At 64.8% G+C, this 20,272-nt stretch carries 18 protein-coding genes; 4 read left to right on the top strand and 14 right to left on the bottom strand.

What is annotated here, in order from left to right:
- Nucleotides 1–2: 2 nt before the first annotated feature.
- Nucleotides 3–1,514 carry an efflux transporter outer membrane subunit gene (locus tag C4K39_RS05000; protein ID WP_068583248.1) on the bottom strand — a complete coding sequence of 504 codons (1,512 nt, stop codon included), beginning with the start codon at nucleotides 1,512–1,514 and terminating at the stop codon, nucleotides 3–5.
- 272 nt (nucleotides 1,515–1,786) lie between these two features.
- Between C4K39_RS05000 and C4K39_RS04995 the strand changes: the two genes are divergently transcribed.
- From C4K39_RS04995 to C4K39_RS04985, 3 genes are all read left to right on the top strand, one after another.
- Complete coding sequence (locus tag C4K39_RS04995; protein WP_068583251.1) at nucleotides 1,787–2,755, top strand: LysR family transcriptional regulator; 969 nt, start codon at nucleotides 1,787–1,789, stop codon at nucleotides 2,753–2,755.
- Between the two features lie 105 nt (nucleotides 2,756–2,860).
- A complete protein-coding gene (locus C4K39_RS04990; protein ID WP_068605608.1) occupies nucleotides 2,861–3,838 on the top strand; it encodes a 2-hydroxyacid dehydrogenase in 978 nt (325 codons plus the stop codon).
- 174 nt (nucleotides 3,839–4,012) lie between these two features.
- Nucleotides 4,013–4,381 (top strand): hypothetical protein, encoded by a 369-nt coding sequence (locus tag C4K39_RS04985; protein WP_124345789.1) that lies wholly within the window; start codon nucleotides 4,013–4,015, stop codon nucleotides 4,379–4,381.
- A 54-nt stretch (nucleotides 4,382–4,435) separates the two neighbouring features.
- Here C4K39_RS04985 and C4K39_RS04980 read toward each other — a convergent pair whose 3' ends face one another.
- Nucleotides 4,436–5,335, bottom strand: a complete 900-nt coding sequence (locus C4K39_RS04980; RefSeq protein WP_068584013.1) for a DMT family transporter — start codon at nucleotides 5,333–5,335, stop codon at nucleotides 4,436–4,438.
- A 154-nt stretch (nucleotides 5,336–5,489) separates the two neighbouring features.
- On the opposite strand from C4K39_RS04980, the gene C4K39_RS04975 reads away from it, so the two are divergent.
- Nucleotides 5,490–6,365 (top strand): helix-turn-helix domain-containing protein, encoded by an 876-nt coding sequence (locus C4K39_RS04975; RefSeq protein WP_124345788.1) that lies wholly within the window; start codon nucleotides 5,490–5,492, stop codon nucleotides 6,363–6,365.
- A gap of 8 nt (nucleotides 6,366–6,373) precedes the next feature.
- Here C4K39_RS04975 and C4K39_RS04970 read toward each other — a convergent pair whose 3' ends face one another.
- The 12 genes from C4K39_RS04970 to C4K39_RS04915 all read right to left on the bottom strand — a co-directional run bounded on the left by C4K39_RS04970 (nucleotide 6,374) and on the right by C4K39_RS04915 (nucleotide 20,119).
- A complete protein-coding gene (locus C4K39_RS04970; protein WP_068584019.1) occupies nucleotides 6,374–7,438 on the bottom strand; it encodes a YncE family protein in 1,065 nt (354 codons plus the stop codon).
- A complete protein-coding gene (locus tag C4K39_RS04965) occupies nucleotides 7,438–9,873 on the bottom strand; it encodes a TonB-dependent siderophore receptor (RefSeq protein WP_124345787.1) in 2,436 nt (811 codons plus the stop codon). Before C4K39_RS04965 ends, C4K39_RS04970 begins: the two co-directional genes overlap by 1 nt.
- Nucleotides 9,874–10,185: 312 nt before the next feature.
- Nucleotides 10,186–11,889, bottom strand: coding sequence for a bifunctional metallophosphatase/5'-nucleotidase (locus C4K39_RS04960; RefSeq protein ID WP_124345786.1), 1,704 nt, complete (start codon nucleotides 11,887–11,889; stop codon nucleotides 10,186–10,188).
- Nucleotides 11,890–12,020: 131 nt separating this feature from the next.
- Nucleotides 12,021–12,665, bottom strand: coding sequence for a MotA/TolQ/ExbB proton channel family protein (locus tag C4K39_RS04955; protein ID WP_068584027.1), 645 nt, complete (start codon nucleotides 12,663–12,665; stop codon nucleotides 12,021–12,023).
- Nucleotides 12,666–12,693: 28 nt separating this feature from the next.
- Nucleotides 12,694–14,934, bottom strand: a complete 2,241-nt coding sequence (locus C4K39_RS04950; protein ID WP_124345785.1) for a TonB-dependent receptor family protein — start codon at nucleotides 14,932–14,934, stop codon at nucleotides 12,694–12,696.
- Nucleotides 14,935–14,976: 42 nt separating this feature from the next.
- Nucleotides 14,977–15,756, bottom strand: coding sequence for an energy transducer TonB family protein (locus C4K39_RS04945; RefSeq protein WP_124345784.1), 780 nt, complete (start codon nucleotides 15,754–15,756; stop codon nucleotides 14,977–14,979).
- A gap of 4 nt (nucleotides 15,757–15,760) precedes the next feature.
- Nucleotides 15,761–16,168 carry an ExbD/TolR family protein gene (locus tag C4K39_RS04940; protein WP_068584035.1) on the bottom strand — a complete coding sequence of 136 codons (408 nt, stop codon included), beginning with the start codon at nucleotides 16,166–16,168 and terminating at the stop codon, nucleotides 15,761–15,763.
- Between the two features lie 168 nt (nucleotides 16,169–16,336).
- Complete coding sequence (locus C4K39_RS04935; protein ID WP_124345783.1) at nucleotides 16,337–17,326, bottom strand: FecR family protein; 990 nt, start codon at nucleotides 17,324–17,326, stop codon at nucleotides 16,337–16,339.
- The gene (locus tag C4K39_RS04930) at nucleotides 17,323–17,898 is read right to left on the bottom strand and encodes an RNA polymerase sigma factor (protein WP_068584041.1); all 576 of its coding nucleotides are present in this window, start codon (nucleotides 17,896–17,898) and stop codon (nucleotides 17,323–17,325) included. Before C4K39_RS04930 ends, C4K39_RS04935 begins: the two co-directional genes overlap by 4 nt.
- A gap of 14 nt (nucleotides 17,899–17,912) precedes the next feature.
- A complete protein-coding gene (locus tag C4K39_RS04925) occupies nucleotides 17,913–18,239 on the bottom strand; it encodes a DUF3325 domain-containing protein (RefSeq protein WP_068584046.1) in 327 nt (108 codons plus the stop codon).
- The gene (locus C4K39_RS04920) at nucleotides 18,240–19,817 is read right to left on the bottom strand and encodes a PepSY-associated TM helix domain-containing protein (protein WP_124345782.1); all 1,578 of its coding nucleotides are present in this window, start codon (nucleotides 19,815–19,817) and stop codon (nucleotides 18,240–18,242) included.
- Nucleotides 19,814–20,119: a DUF3649 domain-containing protein gene (locus tag C4K39_RS04915; RefSeq protein ID WP_068584052.1), complete on the bottom strand. Its 306-nt coding sequence runs from the start codon at nucleotides 20,117–20,119 to the stop codon at nucleotides 19,814–19,816. The genes C4K39_RS04920 and C4K39_RS04915 overlap by 4 nt, the downstream gene beginning before the upstream one ends.
- Nucleotides 20,120–20,272 lie beyond the last annotated feature (153 nt).

Below are 20,272 nucleotides of genomic sequence, written 5' to 3'. Positions count from 1 at the left end.
CTTCAGTGATCAAAGACGGCCAGGGCCGCCGGGGTCTTGGGCGCTTGGATCTGTTTGTCAAAGGGCACGTCGCGACCGGCTTGCAGGCCACCGCCCAGGGCGGTCACCAGGTCGGCCTGGGCGGTCAGGCGCGCGGCCTGGACTTGCTGCTGCACGTGTTGCTGATGCAACAGCAGGGTCTGGGCATTGAGCACATTGAGGTAGTCGGTCAGGCCGCGCTGGAACGCCACGGTGGCCAGGTCGTAGGTCTTCTGCGCGGCGGCTACCGACTCGGCGGCGAACGACTGCTGCTTGTCCATGGACTCACGACGAATCAACTGGTCGGAAATGCCCTTGAGCGCATCCACCAGGGTCTGGTTGTACTTGGCCACGGCCAGGTCGTAGCCGGCCGAGGCTTCACCCAGTTGCGAACGCAGGCGCCCACCATCGAAGATCGGCAGGCTGATGGCCGGGCCGACGTTGTAGTTGAGCTTCTTGCCGGTGAGGAACTCCAGGGCCCCGCCGCCGGTGGCCATGAAGCCGATGCTGCCCACCAGGTCGACGTTGGGATAGAAACCGGCATGGGCCACATCGATGCCCCGGGCCTGGGCCGCCACCTGCCAACGGCTGGCCACCACGTCCGGGCGCTGGCCCAGGAGCTCGGCGGGCAGGGCCGACGGCAGTTTCAGCGCCGCGCCCAGGACCAGGCTCGGCCGTTGCAACTGCGCGCCCTCCCCCGGCCCCTTGCCGGCCAGGGCCGCCAGCTGGTTGCGGGCCAGGGCGATTTCTTCATCCAGGGCGTCGATCTGGCGATGGGTTTCCGGCAGCGGTGCTTCGGCCTGGCTGACCTCGAAATGCGTGCCGATGCCAGCGTCCAGGCGCCGCTGCGCCAGCTCGAGGATCTGTTGCTGCTGCTTGAGGGTGGCCAGGGCGATATCGCGCTGGGCGAAGTGCAGGGACAGCTGGATATAGCTGCGCACCACGTTATTCACCAGCTCCAGCTGGGCCAGGCGGGCCTCGGCCACGCTCATGTGGGCCAGGTCCACGGCGCGCTCGGTGGCGTTGCTTTCCCGGCCCCACAGGTCCAGCGCATAGCTGAAGCCCAGGGCGGCGTTGTTGTCCCAGGTGGTGCTGTTGGACAGCGCCCCGGGGCCGTAGAACGGGTCGGTGGGCCAGTTGTGGCGCTTGAGGGTGGCATCGCCCTTGACCTGCAGCGACTCGGCCGACTCGGCGATGCCGGCCATGGCCTTGGCCTGGCGCACCCGGGCAGCGGCCATGGCCATGCTCGGGCTGCCTTGTATGGCCAGGTCGATCCAACGGTTGAGCTGCGGGTCGCCATAGGCCTGCCACCACTGGGCACTGGGCCAGCGGGCATCCCGCGCGGCGCTCTGGATCGCCTCGTCGGTGGCCAATGTATTAGCGGGAAGTGTCTTGCCTTGTGGGGCAATGCCTCCGGTTCCGATGCAGCCGCTGATTGCTAACGATAAAGCCCAAACACTGAGGGTCTTGAACCCTCTGCTGATGCGACGCGGCACTGCTGCGAATTCCTGAGATCGAGGGGGATGGCAAATCTCTCGCAGGTGCCGGCTGGCCAACGGTCCAGGCCCGGATATCGGGTCGGACGGCGCTTCGTCGGCAAGGCTCCTGCGGATCGGCGCAATTCTAGGGGGCGGCCGGTTCGGCGATAAGCTGGGATTCCTGTGAATCTTTGTTACCGTAAACGCGATAATCCCTTGGTCGTATCCCCAGACGCCTGTAAAAACAGAAACTTCGTGTCACAATTTGCAATCTCCTTTGAGAGCACCCCATGGACACCTTGCAAAACATGCGTGCCTTCAGTTGTGTCGCCGAAGCCGGCAGCTTCACTGCCGCTGCCGTGCAACTGGACACCACCACGGCCAACGTCTCGCGCGCCGTCTCCAATCTCGAGGCGCACCTGCAAACCCGCTTGCTCAACCGCACCACCCGGCGTATCGCCCTGACCGAGGCCGGCAAGCGCTACCTGCTGCGCTGCGAGCAGATCCTGGCCTACGTCGAGGAAGCCGAGGCCGAGGCCAGCGACGCCCATGCCCGCCCCGCCGGGCAGTTGAAAGTGCACACCATGACCGGCATCGGCCAGCACTTCGTGATCGACGCTATCGCCCGCTATCGCAAGTCGCACCCGGACGTGACCTTCGACCTGACCATGGCCAACCGCGTGCCGGATCTGCTGGACGAGGGCTACGACGTGTCCATCGTCCTGGCCAGCGAACTGCCCGACTCGGGGTTCGTGTCCCAGCGCCTGGGGATCACCTACAGCATCGTCTGCGCCTCGCCGGCCTACGTGAAGGCCAATGGTTGCGCGCAAAAGCCCAGCGACCTGTTGAACCATGCCTGCCTGCGCCTGGTGAGCCCGGTGATTCCCCTGGAGAAATGGCTGTTCGACGGACCCGAAGGCCAGGAGATGGTCACCATCAACAGCTCGCCGTTCCTGGTGAACTCCGCCGATGCCATGAAGACCGCGATCATCAGCGGCATGGGGGTCGGGGTGCTGCCGGTGTACGCCGCCATCGAGGGCCTGCGCAACGGCACCCTGGTGCGGGTGATGCCCAAGTACCGCTCCCAGGAACTGAACCTGTACGCCATCTACCCGTCGCGCCAGTACCTGGATGCCAAGATCAAGACCTGGGTCGAGTACCTGCGAGGTTCGCTGCCGGAGATCCTCGCGGCCAACCAGACCGAGCTGGCCTCCTATGAACTAAGCGGCACCCTGGCCGGTACCCGCCACGGCAAGTGAACAGCCCGCCCCGGGGCCGTTATCAGCGCCAGAAAAAGCCCATGGATCGGGCTGTTTGATGTTAGCTTGCTTGGCATTTCCGCCTGCCTGACGAGCCTGCCTGCAATGAAAAAGACTGTACTTGCCTTCAGCCGCATCACTGCCCAGATGACCGAACGCCTGCAACAGGACTTCGAGGTCATCGTGCCCAACCCCAAGCAGGGGGATATCGCCGCCCAGTTCAACGAAGCCCTGCCCCGGGCCCATGGCCTGATCGGTGTCGGCCGCAAGTTGGGCCGCGCGCAGCTCGAGCACGCCACGCAACTGGAAGTGGTGTCGAGCATCTCGGTGGGCTACGACAACTACGACCTGGACTACTTCAACGAACGTGGGCTGATGCTCACCAACACCCCTGACGTGCTCACCGAAAGCACCGCCGACCTGGCCTTCGCCCTGCTCATGGGCAGCGCCCGCCGGGTCGCCGAGCTGGACGCCTGGACCAAGGCCGGGCAGTGGCAGGCCAGCGTCGGCCCGGCGCTGTTCGGCTGCGATGTGCACGGCAAGACCCTGGGGATCGTCGGCATGGGCAATATCGGCGCGGCCATCGCCCGCCGTGGACGCCTGGGCTTCGGCATGCCGATCCTCTATAGCGGCAACAGCCGCAAGGCCGCCCTGGAACAGGAGCTCGGCGCGCAGTACCGCAGCCTCGAGCAGTTGCTGGCCGAGGCCGACTTCGTCTGCCTGGTGGTGCCGCTGAGCGAGCAGACCCGGCACCTGATCGGCCAGCGCGAACTGGCGTTGATGAAGCCCAGCGCGATCCTGGTGAACATTTCCCGTGGCCCGGTGGTGGACGAGCCGGCGCTGGTCCAAGCCCTGCAGAACGGCCAGATTCGTGGTGCCGGTCTGGATGTGTACGAAAAGGAACCGCTGGCGCAGTCGCCGCTGTTCCAGCTCAAGAACGCCCTGACCCTGCCGCACGTCGGCTCGGCCACCGGCGAGACCCGCGACGCCATGGCCGAGCGCGCCATGAGCAACCTGCGCAGTGCCCTGTTGGGCCAGCGCCCCCAGGACCTGGTCAACCCCCAGGTGTGGAAGGCCCAGTAACTGCCGGCAAACGATACCCCCGGCCCACTTCGCGCCCACAACCGCATAGCCAGGCACAGCCGGCGGGCGATGAACGAAAACCTGCGCCACCAGTCAGATGGCCAAGCCCGCTTGGCCAACCTGCCCTGCCAAGGCAATGCCCGCAGGCTGGCCACTGTCTCAGAGAGATCCTGCATGAAGTTGAAATATCTACTCCTGGCCCCGGCGTTCTTCCTCGCGGCCTGCGATCAGCAATCACCAGCACAGGCGACCAGCGCCACGGCCAAGTCGCCGCTGATAGTGGCCCTGGAGTCCATGGGCAGCCACTTCCAGCAAGAACCCAGCAACGTGATGGTGAATCAGAAAGTCACCGGCGAGTCCCCGACCGAGGCGGTGGTCGAGATCGAGGAGTCAGGGTTGCTGGATGACTCGGTGTTCGCGCAAAAGACAATATTCAACCTGTCCATCGAGAACGAGCGCTGGACCGTGACCGACAAGACGACCCAGGTGAAATGCTACCCGGGCCGGGGCCATCAGGACTATGGGTCCGATCCTTGCCAGTAACGCTCCCACCGACGTGATCGCCCTCCGCCGGCAGCGACAGGCCGGCGTGGAGAATCAGGCCAACTTCCCGGGAATTGCCGCCAAGGCCCTGGGTTTGCGAAACACCAGCACGTTGCCCAACATCACCAGCACCAGGCCGGCCAGGGCCGGGGCGGTCCACTGGTAGCCTTCCACCACCGCCGAGACGTTCAGCGCCACCACCGGAAACAGCACGGTGCAATAGGCCGCCCGCTCCGGTCCCATGCGCCCCACCAGGGTCAGGTAGGCGGTGAAGCCGATCACCGAGCCGGGAATCACCAGGTACAGCAGCGAGCCGATGTAGCGCGTGCTCCATTCCACATCGAAGGCGATGCCCTGGGCCAGGCAGTACAGCGCCAGCATCGTCGCCCCGTAGGCCATGCCCCAGGCGTTGGTGGTCATGGGCTTGAGCCCGGCCTTCTGCTGCAGGCTGGAGAGCATGTTGCCGGCCGAGAAACACAGGGTGCCCAACAGGCCCAGCCCCAGGCCGAGCAGGGTTTGCGGGCTGGCGCTATGGCCCACCAGCTCCGGCCAGAACAGCAGCCCCAGCCCCAGCAGGCCCAGGCCGCCACCGAGCAGCACATTGCGGGCGATCTTCTGGCCGAAGAACAACCGCGCATTGAGGGCGTTCCACAAGGTCGCGGTGGAGAACACCACGGCCACCAGGCCAGTGGGCACCCACTGGCTGGCATGCAGGAAGCACATGAAGTTGAGGCAGAACAGGCACAGGCCCTGGGCCAGGCAGATCAGGTGGGCGCGGCGGTTCATCGCCTGCAGCTTGCCGCTGACCAGGAGCAGGACGAACAGCACCAGCGCCGCCAGGGCGAAGCGATAGACGATGGACACCGGAATCGCCACCACGCCCAACTGCAGCTTCAGGGCGATCCAGGTGGTGCCCCAGATCAGCACGGTCAACAAGTACAACGACAGGTTCATGGCACGGCTCCTCGTATAAGGAACACAGTCTCGCGCCCGACAAGCAGCCTGCGCTTGCACAAACTTGCGGTTTTTATCGGCAACCGGCTGGCAGCTCGGACGCGACGGAGTAGGATGCGCAACATCGGCACACGAACCTCGCGATTCGACCATCATGTCCGCACTGGATAGCCTGCAAGTCTTCCAAGCCCTGAACCGCTCGCCCAACGCGCGCCTGGAGCACAGCGCCGAACTGGGGGACGGCTTGTGGGCGGCCATGTGGAGCAACCATCACGACGCCCAGGAATACGCCGCGCCGAGCCACCATACCCTGTCCTGCTACATCGCCGGCGGCACCGGTACCTTCCGCCGCGATCGGCCCGGGACCATGGGCGGCCCGGGCAAGCTGTGCATCCTGCCCGCCGAGCACCAGTCGGCCTGGGTGATCAATGGCGACATTCGCCTGGCCCACGTGTACTTCAGCCCACAACAGTTCGCCCTGGGCTGCGTCACCCTGCTGGACCGCGAACCCCGGGAGATGCAACTGCGCGAGAGCGTGTTCCTCGACGACCCGCAGCAGACCCGGCACTTCCAGCAACTGATCCAATTGAACTGGGACGAGCCCGGCGAACGCCTGCTGACCAGCAGCCTGGCCCACGAGATGCTCGGCCACACCTTGCTCAACCAGGCTGGCCTGCGCCAGGGCTTGCGCCTCAAGGGCGGCCTGGCCGCCCACCAAAGGCGCCTGCTGGCGGACTACATCGACAGCCAGCTCGACACGCCCCTGAGCCTGGGGCAACTGGCCGGCCTGTGCGCCCTCTCCGAATACCACTTCGCGCGGATGTTCCGCGAAAGCTTCGGCCTGCCGCCGCACCAATATGTGCTGGCCCGGCGCCTGGAGCGGGCCCGCCTGCTGTTGCGCAGCAGCACCCGGCCCCTGGGGGACATCGCCCTGGCCTGCGGCTTCGCCAGCGCCAGCCACTTCACCAACCGCTTCCGCCAGGCCCTGGGCGGCACCCCGGGGGAATACCGCCAGGCTTTCGCCGGCTGACCCCGGCCTCAGGGCGCCAGGGTCAGGACACTGAAGGTATTGGCATGGAACAACGGGTCCGGCTTCGGCTCATCCGGGGTCGGCGCCGGTTGAGTGAAGTCCATCGCTGCCAGGTAGACCTTCCGGCTACGCGGGTCGAACGCCATGTTATAGGCCATGGGTTGGGTGCTGACGCTGCCCAGCGCCTGATAGTGGTCGGCATCGAGCTGGGTGATCAGGCTGAGGTTGGCATCCACCCCGCTGGCCACCAGCACGCGCCGGGACTGCGGGTCGTAGGCCAGGGCGTTGACGTCCCGGGTGATCGGCAGGCTGGCCTTGAGCGCGCCGTTGTCGCGATCGAGCACCAGCAACCGCGGTTGTTCGCCGCGGCAGGCGAGGAACAACCGCGCACGCTGCTCATCCTGGGCCAGGGCACTGGGCCGCTGGCAATCGGGATACTGCCAGCGATCCAGGACCTCAAAGCTGCTGGACGACAACCGCGCCAGCACACCTTCGTCGCGCATCGGCAAGAAGAAGCTGCCATCGCCCTTGAGCAGCAGCGGGTCGATCTTCTTCACCGCCAGGTCATGGGCGGCGACGATCCGCTCCTGCTGCGGATCGAAGACGAACAGCGTCGAGCGATCGGCCCGGCGCCCGCTGACGATGATCACCTGGCCGGTTTTCGGCTCGTACACCGCGCTGTTGAGGTTGCTCTGGGTCACGGCGATACGCTTGAGCGGCTTGAGTGTGGATAACTGCACCACGCCCAGGCTGCCATCGGTATTGAGCACCAGCACCCGGTCCAGTTCGGGCACGAACACCACGCCATTGGCCCCCGCCGACTGCTCCAGGGTCCGCAGCGGGCGCTGCTTGTCCACATCGAACACACTCAGGCCGTTGTCACGCCGGGCCAGGAACAGGTACGGCCGGACCGGGTCCAGGGCGATGAAGCCCCAGCTCGAACCGGCGCCCGGCAACAGCGCCTGGTGTTCACGGTGATACCAGCGGGCATCGTCCGCCGCGCCCTCGGGCTGCGCCGCCAGGGCCAGGTGGCAGAAGCCCAGGGCCAGGAACCACAGGTGACGGATCTTCATCAGAACTCCAGGGTGCTGGACAGCGACACTTGGCGTGAATCGCCCAGGGAGACGAAGTACTTGCTCACCGAGGAGGTGTAGTAAGTCTTGTCGAACAGGTTCTTCACGTTGAGCTGGAACTTGACCTTCTGCCCTTCGAGCTTGGTGTCGTAGGTGGCGAAGGCGTCGGCCACGGTGTAGCCCGGCAGGTCGAAGCTGTTGGGCGCATCGCCGGCGCGCTCGCCGACATAACGGGCACCGGCACCGACCCGCAGGCGATCGCCGCCCAGCAGGCTGCCGAAGTCGTAGACCGCCGACAGCGAGCCGCTGTTCTTGGCCACGTTCTGCAACTGCTTGCCCTTGTACTGGGTGTCCTTGGTCACTTCGGCATCGGTGTAGGCATAGCTGCCGATCAGGCTCCACTGGTCAGTGAGCTGGCCGGTCAGGTCCAGCTCCAGGCCCTTGGAGTGCACCTCGCCGGCCACGCTGGTGACCGTCTCGGTGGCCGTGGCGGTGGATACCAGCACGTTGCGCTTGGTGATGTCGAACAGCGCCGCGCTGGCGGTGATGCGCCCGGGAATATCAAGCTTGGCCCCCAGCTCCCAGGACTTGGCTTCTTCAGGCTCGATGGAGCCATCCAGCACCGCGGTGCCACCGGCCAGCTGGGCGATGCTGGAGTTGGGCTTGAACGATTCGGTGTAGCTGCCATAGAACGACAGCTGGTCGGTGTAGCGATACACCAGGCCGGCACGGGGCACGAACTTCTGCCCGTTGCTGTTGGTGTTGGCATGGAACGGCCGGCCCTTGCCGGCGTACTGGTCGTACTCCTGGAAGCGTCCGCCACCCACCAGGATCCACTGGTCGGTGAGGTGGATGGCGTCCTGGAAGAACAGCGAATCGCTGCGCAGCAGGTCGGTCTGGTCGCTGTCCGGGGCGCTGACGTTAGTGCCCGCCACCTGCTGGCCATACACCGGGTTGCGGTAGTTGAAACTGGTGTTCTTGCCGCGGATCAGGTCGGCGCGATAGATCTTGCGGTACTCGTCGTCTAGGCCGAACACCAGGTCGTGCTGCATGCCGACCAGCTGCACCTTGCCTTCGAGGCTGGCGGTGGCATAGCGGTCGGTGGTCAGGGCGCCCTGGGTGCCGTCCATGGTCCGGGTCAGGGTGCCGTTGGCATTCACCGCGGTCAGGCGCACCTGGCTGGCGTCGTAGGTCTCGCGGTTCCAGCTGTAGCCAAAGTGGGCTTTCCAGTCGTCGCCAAGTTCGTGGTCGACCTCGAAGCGGTACAGGTCCGAGCGGCCCTCCATGTTGTTGAACGGCTCGTCCAGGCGCCGGGTGGCCGGGATGTCCAGTGGATGATTGGTCTTGGGATCGATGGCCGTGCCACGGTCGAACGGGGTCAGGAACTCGCGATGCTCGTAGGCCAGCAAGACCTTGGTGCGCTCGCCATACCAGGCCAGGGACGGCGCCACCAGGGATTCGCGATGGGTGCCGAAGTTGCGCCAGTAGTCTTCGTCCTCATGATCGACGATCAAGCGATAGGCCAACCCGGAATCGCCGATCGGCCCGGTGGTGTCGAGGCTGCCGCCGCTGCCGTTCTTGCCCGAGCCGTAGGTCGAGCCGCGAACGGTCAGCGCTGTGGATGGCTGCAGTTCGGGCTTCTTGCTGACCACGTTGATCACCCCGCCCGGGTCCTGGATGCCGTAGAGCAGCGATGACGGCCCCTTGAGCACTTCGACCCGCTCGGCCGTGGCGTTCAGGGCGCGGCCCTGCACCACCGGCATGCTGTCGCGCATGATCGAGCCGTTGCGGTTGTCGCCAAAACCCCGCAGCAGCACCGCATCCTGGGTGCCGCCCAGGGTGTTGGTCTGGGTGATGCCGCTGACGTTCTTCAGCGCGTCGTCCAGGTTGCGCGGGGTCTGGTCCTTCAGGACCTGGGCCGGGACCACGTTGATGATCTGCGGGATCTCCTGGGTCAGCGCCTGGCTGCGCGCCACCGAGGTGGTGGCCGGTGGCTGGTAGCTGGTGCTGTCGTCCGGGCCCTGGGCGGTGACGCTGGTAGCACCCAGGTTCAAGCCGGCGCCTTGGGGCAGCGGTTCGAGGACCAGGGTGTGGGCATCGCTGCGCCGGTAAGTAAACCCGGAACCGCCCAGCAGGCGCTGCAAGGCCTGTTCGGCCCCGAACTGGCCTTGCAGCGCCGGCGCCTGGACGCCATAGGGCGTATCGGTGGTGTAGACCACGCTGATACCGGTGACCCGGGTGAAATCACTCAGGGCCTGGGGCAGTGGCTTGGCCGCGATGGCGAAATTGAACAGCGTGTTGTGCTGGGCACTGCCGGATTCGGCTGCCAGGGCCACGCCCAGGGGCAACAGCGCCAACCCCGACACCATCAGCGCGGATGCACCGAACCACCGTTTTACCGAAGCGTTTACCGCCGAACTTGCCCTGGACTTCATGCTTGAGACTCGTGTGTAGGAGCGCCATGAATGCGAATTAGTCGCACTTTCAAGCAGTACACGGATGTCGAGGACAAAGACCTCAGCAATTTTTTGAAAATATTTTCCGACGCGTTGGCGTGAGTCGACGAGCGGACCTGGCAAACCGGATCTACGGCCGCTGCGCGCCCGGGCGCAGCCTGCGGCAGCGGCTACACGAAGCGAGCGAACGCACGCACCTGTAGCCGCTGCTGAGCCCGCGAAGCTGCGACAAGGTCCGCAGGACCTTCAACGCCCGAGCGGCCAACACCAATCGGTGGCCGCCCGGATGCCTCAGTTGCTGCGCTGGATACGTCCGGCGCTGGTGGCGGACCCTACCGGCTTGCCCTGGCGATCCATGTCACCGACGTAGCGCAACATGGCGTCCAGGTCGCTGATTCCCAGGTCGCTGCGGTTGATGCCGCTCTTGAACAGGCTGAAACGGTCACCGCCATCGGCCAAAAAGCCGTTCATCACCAGCCGGTAACTGGCATCGGCGCGCAGCGGCTGGCCGTCGAGGCGGATGCTGCCAGGCACCACGCGACTGTCCACCGGGCGCTTGGCATCCCAGCGATAGCTGAAACCCCGGGACACTTGCAGGATGTTCGCGTCCTCGGTGCCCTTCCACTGCTGGTTGAGCAGTTGCTCGATCTGCTGGCCGGTAAGGTCGAAGGCGATCAGGTTGTTGTTGAACGGCTGCAAGGTCGCCAACTGTCCATAGTTGATCTTGCTTTGCCCCGGCTCCAGGGCCAGGTCGCTGCGGATGCCGCCATTGTTCATGAAGGCGATCCGCGCGCCGTTGGCCTGGCCGCCGGCCAGATGGGCGTCGGCGATCAGATCGCCCAAGGGCATCTCTCCTGCGGCATCGGTGCGACGAGAAATCGGCGAAGCCGCAATCGCCCCCACGGGCTTGAGCAAGACCTGGTTACTCCGCGCCTCGACGTCCTGCTGCAGGCGGGCCAGAGCCGGGTCCTGTGGATAACGCGCCGGATCGGCCACAAGGTTGAGCGCCTGGATGCTTGTCACGCGATGCTGGCCTGGAGTCACCTGCAGGGTCAGGTGAGTCAGCAGGTGGCCGTAGGAGTTGCCCTGGGTCACCAGCAACGGTCCGACCTTGCACAGGTAGCCCTGGTGCGAGTGGGCGCTGATCAGGACGTCCACCGCCGGATCGAGGCGCTTGGCGACATCGACGATGTCGCCGCTCAGTTGCGAACAATCCGGCTTGTCGAACGGTTCAGGGGTCGAGCCGCCCTGGTGCACCACGGCGACGATGGCATTGGCCCCCTGGGCCTTGAGCTCGGGAATGAGCTTGTTGATGGAGTCGGCCTCATCCGCCACCTGCAGGCCACGCATGCCCTTGGCGCTGACCACCGAAGCCACGTCACGCAATACCGCGCCGACGAAAGCCACCTTGACCCCATGCACTTGTTCGATGCGGTAGGCCGGCAGCAGCGGCTTGCCGGTATCGCTGTCCATCAGGTTGGCCGCCAGGTAGGGAAAGCCAGCGCCTGGATAGTCCGGGCGGAACTGGCAGGCCTTGTCCGGCCGCGACGACTGGCAGCCACCGTTGAGCTGGCGCAGGAACTCGGCCTTGCCGTTGTCCAGTTCATGGTTGCCAATGGCGCTGAGCTTCATGCCCATCTGGCGCAGGGCATCCAGGGTCGGCTCGTCGGCCCACATGGCCGACAAGGGTGGGCTGCCACCGACCAGGTCGCCGGCGCCGATAAACAGCAACTGGGGGTCTTGCTGGCGCAACTGGTCGAGCATGCCGCCCAGGGTGGCCACACCACCGGCTTGGAGCTTGCGCACGCCGCCTGGGGCGCTCGGATCCTTGAAGCTGAAGGGGTTGGCTTGCAGGTAACCGTGCAGGTCGTTGATGGCGACGATGTTCACCGCCACTGGCTGCGGCTCATGGGAGAGCGAACTGCAACCGGCCAGGGCGACCAGGGCGAGAGTCAGTGCCCCCAGCAACCGGGGCATGGGACGAGGACGCGACATGGAAAAAGTCCTTGTATTGTCGGCAAGAAAAAGCCGCCGGCGAAGGCAGCGATCAGTCGGCGAAGGGTACTGGAAACAGCACCGGTTTCATCGTCGATCGCAGCCCGCACCCGCGGCTACCGGTCAGGCCATCAGGCAGGTTGCAGGCTGCCGTGGACCACTTGTGGAGCTGGCGGCGCCTTCAGGGCAGTGCCCATGCCGGCGCGCAGCAGCAGGATCTTCAGGTGGTCGGTAATGCGCTCGACCCGATCCTGGAAGTGGTTGTGGAAGATCATGCTGCCCAGGGCAATGGCGATACCCAGGGCCGTGGCGTACAGCGCGGTGCCGATGCCCTTGGAGACTTCACCCGGGTCGGAGACACCGGTCTCGGCCAGGGCCTTGAAGGTGTCGATGATCCCCAGGATGGTCCCCAGCAGGCCCAGCAACGGCGCCGCAGTGACCACCGTCTCCAGCAACCACAGGCCATGCATCAGCTTGCTGCGGGTGGCGATGTAGATCGACTCGCTGAGGTCTTCCAGGTCCTTGTGGCTGGCCAGCCCCTGCTTGTGGGCGAACAGTTCGGCGACCATCTCCAGCGGCAGGCTGTTGCGCTCGCGCAGCTGCGCCGGCAGGTCGTCGACGCTGTGCATCTTCGGGTTGAGCACGGTCTCCAGTTTCTTCGCCTGGCGCAGGCTGAAGCTGAAGTAGATACCCCGCTCCACCGCGATGAAGGCGGCGATCGCGGCGGCGCCGTACATGGTGTAGAAGGTGATGTCGTGCAGCAGATTCATGTCCATCGTCATGTCCTCTTGTGCCTGAAACGAATCAGAACGCAGCTTCCAGGGAGACCATCGCGGTCCGCTCCTCGCCGACGTTGTAGTAGGCGGTGCTCGGTGCCAGGCCATTGGTCTTCACCGAGTTGAACGACACGGTGCGGGTCGAGGCCAGGTATTCCTTGTCGAACACGTTGAGCATCGAGAAACGCAGGGTCGCGGACTTCAGCACCTTCTTGTCCACCGGCAGGTGGATACCGGCGTTGAGGTCGAACACGGTGCGCCCGGAGATCTTCTCGTCGTTGGTCAGGTCGCCGTAGAACGCACCGACGTACTTGCCGACGACGTTGCCGTAGTAGCGCGAGTCGTCGTAGCCCAGGCTCAGGTTGAACATGTTCTCCGGCACGTTGACCAGTTGCTTGCCGGAGGTCGGCAGCAGCACGTTCTTGTTGGTCAGGTCGTCCATCTGTTCGGACTTGGTGTAGGTGTACGAGGCGTAGTAGTTGAAGTTGTGCGGCAGCAGCCCGCTCCACTCCAGCTCCAGGCCGCGGTTCTTCACCTCGCCGACGTTGGCCACCACGTAGTCGCCGTTGAGGTCGGTGGTGGAGATCTGCCGGTCCTTGAAGGTGATGTAGAACAGCGTCGCGCTCAGGGCCATGTTGTCTTCGCTGTAGCGCCAGCCCAGTTCCTGGTTCCAGCTCAGCTCGGGTTTCAGGCTGATGGAGTCGCCCTTGTTGTAGAGCACGTAGTTGGGCGGCGTGCGCATGTTGCGGGTGACGTTGTAGAACGCCTGGTTGTTCGGGTCGATCTGGTACTTGGCGTTGAAGCTGGGCAGGAACTCGTGATAGCGGACATTACGCTTTTCCGGCTTGTCGGTCAGGCTGCCGAGGTTGTTGCCGTCACGCTCCACATGCTGGTACGCCAGGGCCCCGGTCAGGGTCAGGTCCGGGGTCGCCTGCCAGGTGTCTTGCACCCAGAGCTTCTGCGCCGGGGTCACGGTGTACTGGTGCCGGCCCTGGACCGTAGCGCCATTGCGATCCACCAGTTGGTCGGAACCGTTGTAGTCGCCCCAGACGTTCTCGGGCGCGCCATTGCCCTTGATGCCGATGAAGGGCTGGGTCTGGCGCTGGCGGGCACGCTCGTACCAGTAGCCGAAGTCCAGGCTGTGCTCTTCGTTGAGGTCCCACTTGAGCTTGGTGGTCATCCCCGGGCGCCAGGTCTCGGTCCAGGAGGGCCGGTAGTAGCTGCCGCTGGGCAGCCCCCTCAGGTCATAGTTGCCGGCCTTGCTGGAAGAGCTGGACAAGGTCGTGGCGGTCTGGCCGCTGAAGCTGCCGCCGTTGGACCATACGTAGTACGGGTTGAAGGTCAGGCTCAGGTCGTCACGCAGCTGGAAGCGCTGGGTCACCGAGGCGGTCAGGCTTTCAAAGGGGTTGCGGTTGAGCTTGTAGGACTGGGACACGCTACCGTTCTTGAACACGGTGCTTTCCGAGTAGTCCACGCGCCGGCCCTGGGTTTGGAACTGGGCCTTGCTGACGCTGTTGTAGTTGTAGTTCTCCTGCTTGTTGTACTTGAAGATGGCGTTGGTGGAGTTGCCATTGCCGTCTTCGAACAAGGTGTTCCACTCCACCTTGTCGGCACGCAGGGTGCCCTTGCCCTTCCACTTGTCGCCTTCGGTATGAGAGGCCGAGACCCAGGTCTTGAAGCCTCCCAGGTCGCCGGTGTTCAGCCGAGCGAAGGATTTGCGCAGGTTGTTCGAGCCCACCGACTGCTTGACGAACACACCAAAATCCTTGGTCGGGCGCATGCTCACCAGGCCGATGTTGCCACCGCTGGAACCGATGTGCGGGCCATCGGCCTCGGAGGAGCCCTGGGTGACGAACACTTCGCTGAAGTTTTCCGAGTCGCCCATCAGGTTCGGATAGATGGCGTAGTCACCCGAGTCGTTGATCGGGAAGCCATCGGAAGAAAGGCCCACCTGGTCGGAGTTCATCCCGCGCATGGTGAAGCTGGTGCCGCTCAGGCCCGTGGCATCGCTGCTGGAGACGTTGATCCCCGGGGTGTACTTGAGCTTGTCCACGGCGTTGGCAGTGGGCGCCATCTGGTCCATGGCTTCCTTGGTCACGGTGGAGCGCGCCTTGGCGCTTTCTTCCTTGATCATGTGGCCATTGCCCAGGGACTGTTTGCCGGCAACGTTCACCGCACCGACGTCCACGGTATCGTCGGCCAGAACCAATGGCGCAAAACTGCCCAGGCCCGATGCCAGAAGCAGGGCATAAAGTTTATTGATCTTCACGGGTCAATCCCTTGCTTACAACTTTCGTTAATAGGTGATGGGTTATTCCACGTTGTAACTAAAGGTCGCGGTGAACCGTTGCTTGTTCTTGCCCGAGAAGGCGTCCGCCGGGAATGGCGAGACCTTTTCCACGCGGCGCAAACTGGTTTGCGCGGCACGGTTGAGCAACATGTTCGGCGCCTTGTTTTCGATGCCACTGTCGAGCACGTTGCCGGCCCGATCGACTTCCAGCCAGATCACCACATCGCCCTGGGGACGCTGCAACGAGGCCTCGCGGCCGCTGGGGTATTGCTTGTGCTTTTCCAGTTCCTTGCGCAAAGCAGCGGTGTACAGGCTTTCCTTGATGGCACTGGCTGGCGCCGCGGATGCGGGGGCCGGTGCGGGGGCCGGTGTCGCCACCGGTGGTTTTGGCGCCTCGGCCACGGCGGGCTGCGGCGTCGGGGTGCTCTTGGCCACCTGTGCCGGGGCCGGTTTAGGCGCCACGGGCTTGGCGGGCTCGGGCTTGGCCACCAGCGGCTTGGGCACCATGGGCTTGGGCTTGACCACCGGCTTGGGCTTGGGCGGCTCGATCACCAGGGGTTCTTCATCCGGGACCACCACCGGCGGCTCGGGCTCGATGGGCAACGGCTCCGGTTCGGGCGGTGGCGGCTCGGCCGCGGCCAACAGCTCGCTGGCATCCACCAGGACCACTTCCACGGTGCTTTCGTCATACACCGGCGTGATCTGCAACTGCTGCAACTGGCTGCTGTAGATCACCAGCAACAGAAGGCCGGCCGGCAGCAGGCACGCCAGCAGCTTGCGGGTTCGATAGAGACTGAACATGGCGTCAGGACTTGCGTGTGGCGATGGAGACGGACGAGAAACCATTGCCCTTGAGCAGGTCCATCACCGAGACCAGGCGCTTGACCTCAACACCCTGGTCGCTATTGATGATGATCACCAGCTTTTCGCTGCCGGTGTTGAGCACCTTGAGTTGTGCCAGCAGCGCACCTTCATCCAGGTCCTGGCCATCGAGTTGCAGGCGTTCCTGCAGGCCCAGGGTGATGACCGCCTTGTTTTGCGGTTTCAACTGTTGCGCGGTGCTGGCGACCGGCAACTGCGTCTTGATCCCCACGGCCGGGATCACGTTGAGACTGATGAGTACGAAGAACACCAAGAGAAACATCATCACATCGATCATCGGGATGATTTCGATATGGGCTTTTTTCTTTTTAGCTACATCCCAGCTGCGCATCGACTTGCTCCTGCTTCAGCCATCCCTCCCCTACGAGAGCTGAATCACAACCCTCTCCGATCCTGACCATGTACTCAGGAATGCGCAGATCATCCGCGCCTCGTGTAACGGTTTGGTGACAGAACGAAGTGATATCGATGAATGTTCGGGAGCTCTGGGACAGGCTTCTCAGCGCAGGACGATGAACCGGCCGAGCATCTTGTGCTGTTTGAAACCCAATACCGCCTGCAGGGAGTCCAGGACTGCCTGTGGGTCCTTGCTGGAGAAACTGCCACTGATCCGCCGCGAGCCCAGCTCATCGTTGAGCAGCAGGATGCGTCCGGGAAAATACCGGCGCAGGTCAGCGACCACCTCGGCCAGGGGCGCGTGATAGTAGTTCAACCAGCCCTGGCGCCAGGCCAGTTGTGTCGCGCTGTCGGCGGCGTGCAACGGATCGGCCTGGCCCTGGCCGTAGGCCACCTGCTGGCCGGCGCCGAGCACCTGCTGGGGCGCGCCCTCGGCCGGCGTGACCCCGACCCGCCCGGACAGGACCGTGACCTGGGCACCCCTGGGTTGCAGGCGAACTTCGAACTCGGTGCCCAGGACCCGGGCCTCGCCCTGCTCGGCACTCACCACGAAAGACTCGCCGGTATGGCTGACCTTGAAGAAAGCGACGCCGCGCCGCAGTTGGACATGCCGCTGGCCGTGGTTGAAATCCACGGCGATGGCGCTGTCGGCGTCCAACGTGACTTCACTGTGATCGGCAAGGACCACCGTGCGCACCTGCCCCTGGGACGAAACGTAGTCGGCCCCCAGGTCGTCGACCCAGTGGCGCGGTTGCCAGCCAGCTCCCAGGGCCACTGCCAACAGCACACTGGCAGCCATCGCCAGCCCCACCGACCAGCGTCGGCGGGCATGCCCCTTGGCCCCATCCATGCGCTGCAGCAAGCCTTGCAGGGCCTGGGCGTCTTCGGCGGCCAGGGTACGTGCCGGCTGTTCGCTCAACTCCCACAACACCTGGGCCTGGGCATAGGCCTCGACATGGGCCGGGTCGGCTTGCAACCACTGGCTGAAGGTGGCCTGGTCGCCACTGCTGGGCTGGTCGTGGAGCAGGCTCAACCAGGCCAGGGCGGCCTGTTCCTGGGCGGGCGTCGGGGTGACGGTGGAGCGCTGGTTCACGGGGCATTCCTTGGCGTACGCGTGGTCGAGGGTTCCCGCAGGCTGGCCTTGCAGGCTTCGAGGGCGCGCATCATATGTTTTTCCACGGCGCTTTGGGACAGGTCCATGGCCTTGGCGATCTCGGCGTACTTGCGTCCGTGGATACGATTGAGCAGGAAGATCTGTCGGGTGCGCTGGGGCAGGTTGCGCAGGGCAGCCTCCACATGACGCAAATCGTTGCCGGCCTCCAGCACGGCCTGGGGCTCCAGGCCATGCTGGTCCTGCTGCTCCGGGACCCAACCGGCGCTGACGCGCACCCGCGCGCCCTCGCTGCGCAAATGGTCGATGGCGATGTTGGCGGCGCAGCGCAACAGGTAGGTGCTCAGCTCCTCGACCTGCACCAGGGGGCGACGCCAGAAACGCAGGAACAGGTCCTGCACCAGGTCCGCGGCGGTCGCCCGGCAGCCGACCCGACGGCTGACCAGGGCTTCCATCTGCGAGCGTTGGGACAGGAATACCTGGAGAAAATGCGCGCGGCTTCCCAGGGGATCGTGGTGATCCAGCTTGCCGGGTTCCGGAGGCAGGGCATTCATCGGCTAGCTCCCGGTCAGAGCTGGGCCAGGGCCGCGAGCGGGCTGGCCAGCAAGCTGGCGCCCGCCATCGACAGCACCAGCCGCGGGCGGTACGGCAATAGCAGGACCAACAGCAAGGCACTGCACATCAACACCGCGCACCACTGCACCAGCCCCAGGCTCCAGCCGGTGCCCTGCACGGCAGCGACCAGGGACAACCCCAGCAGCAGCCAGCCGCCCAGGCGCAGCCCATGACGGCGACGGGGCGTCGGCTTGCTGCCCAGCAACTCGCCGTGGTGCCGATCCAGGGACAGGCACAAACCGGTGAAACCGGCATAACAGAGCAACAGCACCAGGAGCATTCAATCCACCTCGGTATCAATCAGCCGCGAACGAGCACGCCGCTTGTGGGAGTCGGGCGTCGGGGTTGCGCGCTGCATCTTGCGCGCCGCCCAGCCCAGGAACAGGCCACTGACCAGGCAAGCGAGGTCGAAGCCGGCCAGGGTCCAGTCTCCCCGGCTGAGGAAACCATCGGCCAGGTGTGGCCCTGTCAAGGCATCCAGCAACGGGATGCCGGCCAATAGCAAGGCCGCCAGGCTCAACTGCTCGATCCAGGCACGACGACCGCGGCGCACCAGGGCGTGCAGCAGGCTCAGGCCCCAGGCAATGAAGAAAGCGTTGACCTCCCAGTCCGCGCGACCGGCAAGACTCACCGGTAACAGGCGGTTGGCCCAGAAAAAGGCCGCCACCGCCAGCACCAGCCCAGGCATGCTGGCGATGTTCAGCACCTCCACCAGGCGCAGTTCGAAGGGCATGGCTGGGCTCTTGGCATGCTTGAGCTGGCGCTTGCCGAGCCAGATCACCAACCCGGTGCCGATCATCGCGGTGCTGGCCAGGCCGCAGATGAAGTACAGCCAGCGCAGCACCGGTCCGGCGAACACCCCCATGTGCAACCCATAGAAGCTGCCGCCAATGGCCTTGGGCAGCGACTGCCCGGGACTTTCCGACAATGGCTGGCCGGTGACGCCGTTGAACGCCAGCGCGCTGCCGAAGTTGCGGGCCACCTGGTCGGCCCCATGGCGCATGACCTGCACCGAGGCGTTCGCGTCTCCCGGATGGTTCACCACCACCCGCTGCGCACGCCCTCCCGACCAGTGCTGCAAGGCTTGCCTGAGCATCGGTTGCAAGGGCGCCAGCGGCGCCGGTTCACCTGCAGCCGGGGTGTTGCGCGCGGCCGGTTGCAGGTCCTGGAAGAAGGCATTGTTGTCACCCTTGTAGGCGATCAGGACACCCGCCGGCATGACCATGGACATGAAGATCACCAGGCTGCTGTAGGTGATCATCAGGTGGAACGGCAGCACCAGCACGCCCAGTGCGTTGTGCCCATCGAGCCAGGTGCGCTGGCCCTTGCGCGGGCGGAAGGTGAAGAAGTCCTTGAAGATCTTCTTGTGGATGATGATGCCGCTGACCAGGGCAACGAACATCACCATGGCCGCCATGGTCGACAGCCAGCGCCCCCATGGGTAGGGCATCTGCAATTGGAAATGGAAGCGATAGAAGAACTCGCCGCCCCGGGTCTCTCGCGCATGCAGCTCGCTGCCCGTGGTCGGGTCCAGCAGCTTCTCGCTGAAAGCGCCGCGCTCGCCCGGTTTACCCGGTGCCTGCCAGGCCACCGACAGGGCCGGCTCACGGGCATCGGGTAGGCCGATGAACCAGCGCTGCGCGCCCTGGCCATGCTGCTCCAGGTAGCGCTGGGCCAGACCCAGGCTGGCCTCGACATTCACCGCCCGCGCCGGGATCTCGGGCTGCATCCAGTGGCTGATCTCGTGCTTGAAATAGGACAGGGTCCCGGTGAGGAAGATGGCGAACAGCAGCCAGCCGAACAACAACCCGGTCCAGGTGTGCAACCAGGCCATGGACTGGCGCAAACCCTCTTTCATGGCAGGGCCACCCAATAGGCGCTACCGGCCACCAACGCCAGTAGCAGGCAAGGCAGGAGCAAGCCGAACCAGGCGTGCCAGGCCGTACGACAGGCGAAGCACCAGATCACCGCCAACAGGTAGAACAGGAACGAACTCATCATCCCACTGAGCACCGCGTCGACCTTGGACAACGGCAGCAGCAGGGACAGGCAGGCAGTGACCAGGGCTGCCAGCAGATAGCCGCCCAGGACCGCGGCGCAAACCCGCGATGCCACCGCCAGGCGATAGGAAGCGGAGATCCCGCCGGCCTTGCTTTTCATGTTCGGACCTTGCAGCGAAAGAAAGCCCGGACGCGCATGCCCGGGTACAGAAGGCGGACAATACTAATGATAAATATTCTCATACGCAAAAAGCGCTGAGGGTCACCGCCCTGCCCGTCCATCCGCGCCAATTGCCGAAGTTCATATCGCCCC

This window comes from Pseudomonas sessilinigenes, from assembly GCF_003850565.1.
In the GTDB taxonomy this organism is placed as follows: Bacteria; Pseudomonadota; Gammaproteobacteria; order Pseudomonadales; family Pseudomonadaceae; genus Aquipseudomonas; species Aquipseudomonas sessilinigenes.
This window is presented reverse-complemented; position numbering and strand designations above follow the sequence as displayed.

What these genes read in the sequence shown, in the direction of transcription:
- C4K39_RS04995 (WP_068583251.1), top strand. Translation starts at nt 1,787, where the DNA reads ATGGACACCTTGCAAAACATGCGTGCCTTCAGTTGTGTCGCCGAAGCC.
- C4K39_RS04990 (WP_068605608.1), top strand. Translation starts at nt 2,861, where the DNA reads ATGAAAAAGACTGTACTTGCCTTCAGCCGCATCACTGCCCAGATGACC.
- C4K39_RS04985 (WP_124345789.1), top strand. Translation starts at nt 4,013, where the DNA reads ATGAAGTTGAAATATCTACTCCTGGCCCCGGCGTTCTTCCTCGCGGCC.
- C4K39_RS04980 (WP_068584013.1), bottom strand. Translation starts at nt 5,335, where the DNA reads ATGAACCTGTCGTTGTACTTGTTGACCGTGCTGATCTGGGGCACCACC.
- C4K39_RS04975 (WP_124345788.1), top strand. Translation starts at nt 5,490, where the DNA reads ATGTCCGCACTGGATAGCCTGCAAGTCTTCCAAGCCCTGAACCGCTCG.
- C4K39_RS04970 (WP_068584019.1), bottom strand. Translation starts at nt 7,438, where the DNA reads ATGAAGATCCGTCACCTGTGGTTCCTGGCCCTGGGCTTCTGCCACCTG.
- C4K39_RS04965 (WP_124345787.1), bottom strand. Translation starts at nt 9,873, where the DNA reads ATGAAGTCCAGGGCAAGTTCGGCGGTAAACGCTTCGGTAAAACGGTGG.
- C4K39_RS04960 (WP_124345786.1), bottom strand. Translation starts at nt 11,889, where the DNA reads ATGTCGCGTCCTCGTCCCATGCCCCGGTTGCTGGGGGCACTGACTCTC.
- C4K39_RS04955 (WP_068584027.1), bottom strand. Translation starts at nt 12,665, where the DNA reads ATGGACATGAATCTGCTGCACGACATCACCTTCTACACCATGTACGGC.
- C4K39_RS04945 (WP_124345784.1), bottom strand. Translation starts at nt 15,756, where the DNA reads ATGTTCAGTCTCTATCGAACCCGCAAGCTGCTGGCGTGCCTGCTGCCG.
- C4K39_RS04940 (WP_068584035.1), bottom strand. Translation starts at nt 16,168, where the DNA reads ATGCGCAGCTGGGATGTAGCTAAAAAGAAAAAAGCCCATATCGAAATC.
- C4K39_RS04930 (WP_068584041.1), bottom strand. Translation starts at nt 17,898, where the DNA reads ATGAATGCCCTGCCTCCGGAACCCGGCAAGCTGGATCACCACGATCCC.
- C4K39_RS04925 (WP_068584046.1), bottom strand. Translation starts at nt 18,239, where the DNA reads ATGCTCCTGGTGCTGTTGCTCTGTTATGCCGGTTTCACCGGTTTGTGC.
- C4K39_RS04920 (WP_124345782.1), bottom strand. Translation starts at nt 19,817, where the DNA reads ATGAAAGAGGGTTTGCGCCAGTCCATGGCCTGGTTGCACACCTGGACC.
- C4K39_RS04915 (WP_068584052.1), bottom strand. Translation starts at nt 20,119, where the DNA reads ATGAAAAGCAAGGCCGGCGGGATCTCCGCTTCCTATCGCCTGGCGGTG.